The organism is Desulfobacter sp. UBA2225 (assembly GCF_002348205.1).
Taxonomy (GTDB): domain Bacteria; phylum Desulfobacterota; class Desulfobacteria; order Desulfobacterales; family Desulfobacteraceae; genus Desulfobacter; species Desulfobacter postgatei.
The window spans coordinates 1-4,815 of the sequence record NZ_DDYV01000136.1 but is presented as its reverse complement, the minus strand read 5'-3'; the positions used below and the strand labels follow the sequence as shown (position 1 = coordinate 4,815).

The 4,815-nt window shown below is 45.5% G+C and carries 4 protein-coding genes; 1 reads left to right on the top strand and 3 read right to left on the bottom strand.

Features of this window, described 5'->3' with window-relative positions; translation table 11 throughout:
* Both B3D59_RS07290 and B3D59_RS07285 read right to left on the bottom strand, forming a co-directional pair.
* Window positions 1–589: phosphoenolpyruvate-utilizing N-terminal domain-containing protein (locus tag B3D59_RS07290; protein ID WP_286818668.1), on the bottom strand; the 589-nt coding region annotated here is incomplete at its 3' end.
* Complete coding sequence (locus B3D59_RS07285) at window positions 576–878, bottom strand: HPr family phosphocarrier protein (RefSeq protein ID WP_004072729.1); 303 nt, start codon at window positions 876–878, stop codon at window positions 576–578. The genes B3D59_RS07285 and B3D59_RS07290, both read right to left, overlap by 14 nt.
* 288 nt (window positions 879–1,166) lie before the next feature.
* Here B3D59_RS07285 and B3D59_RS07280 point away from each other — a divergent pair, with 288 nt between their 5' ends.
* Window positions 1,167–1,832 (top strand): TIGR00730 family Rossman fold protein, encoded by a 666-nt coding sequence (locus tag B3D59_RS07280; protein ID WP_286818667.1) that lies wholly within the window; start codon window positions 1,167–1,169, stop codon window positions 1,830–1,832.
* Window positions 1,833–1,865: 33 nt separating this feature from the next.
* Here B3D59_RS07280 and B3D59_RS07275 read toward each other — a convergent pair.
* Window positions 1,866–4,815, bottom strand: a 2,950-nt coding sequence (locus B3D59_RS07275) for a class I adenylate cyclase (RefSeq protein WP_286818666.1), incomplete at its 5' end; no start/stop codon positions are given.

The following is a 4,815-nucleotide window of genomic DNA, read 5'->3' as shown; positions in this document are numbered from 1 at the left end:
TACCGCCCCTGTCCGTTACAAATCCCTTGATATGTTCAAGCTGGATCTGACTGGTATCTGCGGGAGAAAGGTCGTGGGCGACAATGATGACACGTTTGTTGATTTCGCTGATCCGGAGGTCAGCCTCCCCCACCAGATAATTCATTATCTTGTCCGAGACCTGGATAATATCATTTCCCCTGGCCCGAAGATACGGATCATTGATTTGATCAAACATCCGGCTGATACGCCTGGACACCCGGCGAAGTGCCCACTCCGCATTGATCTGGTCATTGGTAATGGTCTCAATGGTTTTGCCGTAAAGCATTTTATCCTTGAACAAAACCATATGGGTTTCAAGGATATTGAGATTTTCACTTAAATCATCCCCTAAAGCATCAATGGCCTTGGCATGATCTTTTTTGGCTTTATCCACTGCATTTTTAAACCGGTCTATTTCATTGGGGAGCATATCCGGGCTTACAGGATAACGCTTAATAAGATTAACACCCTCCCGGTCAACAAGATACGCCTTTCCAATACAGATACCGGGAGAACCGCTGATCCCCCTGAGAATGATTTGATCCTTAACGGTTCTATTTATTTTCATTTTCCCCGAATCCAACATCAAAAAAATTTTTAATCTTATCTGCCAGGGCTGAATCTTCTTCTTTTTCTGCAAAAATGGACACCTTTGTCCCTGTCACCGCACACAGGGATATCATTTCAATAATGCTTGCGGCATCCACAATGCTTTTTCCATCTGACAACCAGATGTTACCACCGGCGTCCTGGGCCATGCCGGCAATTACTGCCGCAGGCCGCGCATGCATTCCTAAGGCATTGACAACCGTTGTCTGCCGGAATACTGAATATTGAAAATCCAAATTTATAGTCATTCCAAATAATTTATCTTTTTTTTGTTTTATAAGAAAGTCTGGGTAAGTTACTCAGATCTTTCCAACTTTGTTGTGGGCTATGACTGGCAGTTGATATGTCAGGTCAGCCCATGGCTGTTATTAAAAAACAATAAATTGAAAGTGTTAACCGAACAACTTGATCAGTTAGCCCAAAAACTTGATCAGTTAGCCCAAATTGGATAGTATATACCACATTTATTATATTTTAGCCAGTTGAGTTGATTGATCTGAACTTGCATCCGGAACCGTTTTAGTAAGGAGTTGAACATGAGAACGCCCCATCCCATCGAGTACCCCATTGATGATTTCAAGTCCGGTGAATCATGGCGCCTGTTTAAAATTATGGGCGAATTTGTTGAAGGTATAGATGAACTTCATGATTTAGGACCTGCCGTATCTATTTTCGGCTCCTCAAGAACAGCCAAGGGGCATCCCGATTATGAAACCGCAAGGAAGACGGCAGCCTGTTTTGCAGCCGGCGGTTATGCGGTCATTACAGGAGGGGGGCCGGGAATAATGGAAGCGGCAAACATGGGGGCCTTAGAGCAGAACGGGGAGTCCGTAGGGTTAAAAATCACCCTGCCCTTTGAAGAAAAGAGCAATGCCTATATGACCCGATCTTTGGACTTTAATTACTTTTTTATCCGAAAGGTCATGTTTGTAAAATATGCCCAAGCCTATATCATTATGCCCGGAGGACTTGGCACAATGGATGAAATGTTTGAGACCCTGACGCTGGTCCAGACCCGGCGCATCCGAAAAATGCCTGTCCTTTTAATGAACAAAGAATTCTGGGCCGGACTTCTGGACTGGATTAAAAATTCACTTGCCGCAACCGGATTAATCTCTCCCGAGGATATGGAACTGTTTTCATTGGTTGACACCCCGGAACAGGCCCTTAAAATAGTAAATAACTTTTACAACCGGTCTTAACCTCGGGGGGCACCCACCTTGTTGCAACCAAAGTCAAAACATCATTGAAGACCCCCGTCTTGGGATATGGAAAACAGTCTTTTCGGGCAGCTGATTTAGACCAAGCCCCATGCAGATCTGTTTTTTCACCGGTTCAAGATCCGCAGCCGGCACGTTAAGCCTTGCTGCGCGCAAAAACATCTCCTCCCAGGAATTCAGGTAGACCAGTGTAAAATCTGAAATTCTGCCGCTGGGTTTTTCCGCATAAAAATTGACGGAAACAAACAGACGTGTAATGGACGGCATCTTCCTCAATGCATCAAAGCTAACCGGTTTTGATAGTTCAGGGGTAAAAAAATCATGCATGGCCCTGTAAAGTTTTTCAATGCTGTCGTGGGAAACTTCCGTGGGATTAGGCGCCATGGTCAAAAAAGTATGGTCCGTATAAAGGTGGTTGTGAATCAGCCAGGCCCCGATCTCTTCCACAGAACTTGCCGTGAGTATGGATTCTTCATCCATCTGGGCGTGGATAGATGGTTTATGGATCAATTTCCACTGACCATATCTTTTCCCGGGCGTGTCCAGGTATCTGAGATAAAGCCTTGAAAAATGACGGTCACCACCTGAAATTAAAAGCAGTTTTTTAATTTTACCCGGCTTGTCCTGGAACTGGATATCCACCTTACGCTCAAGGACCATACGGTCCTGCTCGGAAATAGCCAGCCCGCCGGGATCATCCCTGAAGCGGCTTTTAAGGTCCGCGTACCGTGTCATCATATACTGCTCAATGGTCAAGGAAAGGCGGTGAATGGCGGTATAAGGCCAAGATCTGAATCGGCCGACCTCAAACACCTTTTCCAGGGTCCAGCCCCATTCCCGCAGGCACCTTTCCAAAAGATTTCGTCGCAGGCCAAAAACACTGAAGTCCAGCTCCGATTGTTTTGTAATCCCCAGTTTGAGAAAAAAACAGGTGAGCAAAAGCTTGATCGAATGTGTGTCCCCTGACTTCATATAAAACTGAATCATGGTATTGATCAAAATAATATAGGAATCGTTCTGCCCAGGCTTCAGATGGGTCCCTGAATTCATCCATTCATTTTTATACTCATTGCACAGCATCGGTTCCCGGCCATCGGTATTCATGTACTTTTCGAGTAAGGCCATCTTAATAACTGATTTAAAAGGACTTTTCAGCCATTTAAACATCTGCCAGACAGACGCGCCAAAATATTCATTACGGGGTATGGCATGAATATCACCCAAGTCAATATACCGTTTAGTACCGGGCAAACGATTGATGCAGTCAAAAATCAGATTATAATAATTGCTGCTGATGCTGGTGGGAAGCGCCGTCCACAAGGGCAGTCTGCCTGCCACATAGACCATGGTCCGGTAAAACTCCTCTTTGAGCAGCCGGGCCTGGGCAGAGCCCGAACTTTCCTGGGAGGAACCGCCGAAATCATTATCTCGGGCCTTGAAAATATCCACAAGAAAAAAGGTGACCTGAATTTTAAACCGCTCCAGGGCCATGCTTTCCAGGGCATCAAGCTTCCGGCGCAAAAGGTCGGTTGCCTGACGGCCCAACTGTTTTTCATCTATACAAATCCAGTAATCAATGTCAGACTCAGCAGTTTGGGCCAAAGACCCAACACTTCCCATGGAATACACCCCAAGGATCCGGGGCTCCGGATGCCGGCGGACCAGGACATTGGCACCGCCCAGATAGTGCCGGCCAACCCGTTCAGTCTCCCTTGACGGCAGATAATCCGTTACGCCACAAGGCGTTGATGGCAGGATCTTGCTGGTTTCCGGCATGGCAATATTTTCATGGATCAGTAAAGGTAAAAGCTGAAAAAAATCCGCCTGCTCCGGTTTAAAAACATCAAAGGCAGCCAGAAGACTCAATTTATTCTGTTTAAAAAATTTTGCCTGCCCGAAATGAACAAATTCACAAAAAATGAGCATATTTATTTCATTGGCCACCCTGGGATCAATTCTTGGCAGATCATTGAAGCTGAGTTGGTATTCCCTGTCATTATAATTGAGACCCCGGCTACGCAGATCCACGGCCGCATGTGATGCAAACCGGCAGAACCGGGCCCCGGCATGGGTAAAATCCGCCATGTGAAGGCAGGCATTGGTAAAGGAAAGACCGGATAGTCGTGCGTGTGCAAAAACAGCACAGGTCAGGTTGGTTTCATTAAATGAGCATTTTGACATTACAGCCCCAATAAACAGGGCATCGCTCATGTCTGCCCCGTTTAAATTGCAATTATAAAAAGAGGCATTCTGAAAACTGCACTGACTGAATTTTGTATTTTGGGCGGACACATTCACAAAAACGGCATTATCAAAGCAGGTCAGATCAAATATGGCCCCATCCAGATTGCTATTGTAAAACAAGGTATTGTGGCATATACCGACTGACACATGAACATCGGTTAACAACGTATCCACAATCTGTGCATGGGATAGATTAAGAACGGATCGGGTCAAATCCATTCCGGACCAATCCTGGTCCCGGATAACCGCCTTGTGAAAATCCAGATCCTGGGGGACAATCCGCTGCTTTAAATCATTCAGTTTCTTTTGGACCGGATCTTTGAGTATGGATTTAAAAAAGGTGGCTATGGACTTTTTTTCAGGCATTTGCGTCTGGATATCCTTGAATTGAGCGGCAATACTCTCACGCTCCTTGAGCAAAAGGTTCTGAGTTTTTACCATGAGCCTGTCCACTTCTTTCCTGATCCGGTCCGAGCCGCAAATTTCTATATTCTCCTTTAAAATCCTGACTACCCGCTCCGGACGTTTTTTGATCATGCCGAAAATACATGCCAGGTTGATATCATAATTTTCACCCTGATAGGCATCCTTGTTCAGGGCAATGTCCTGGAACGCAAAAAATGAGAGCCTGGACAACTCTGAAATTTCCATATGTATGATGGAAATAATGGAAGGGTAGGCTTCCCGAACCATCTCCATAAGCTTATAAAAAGGGTGCCTG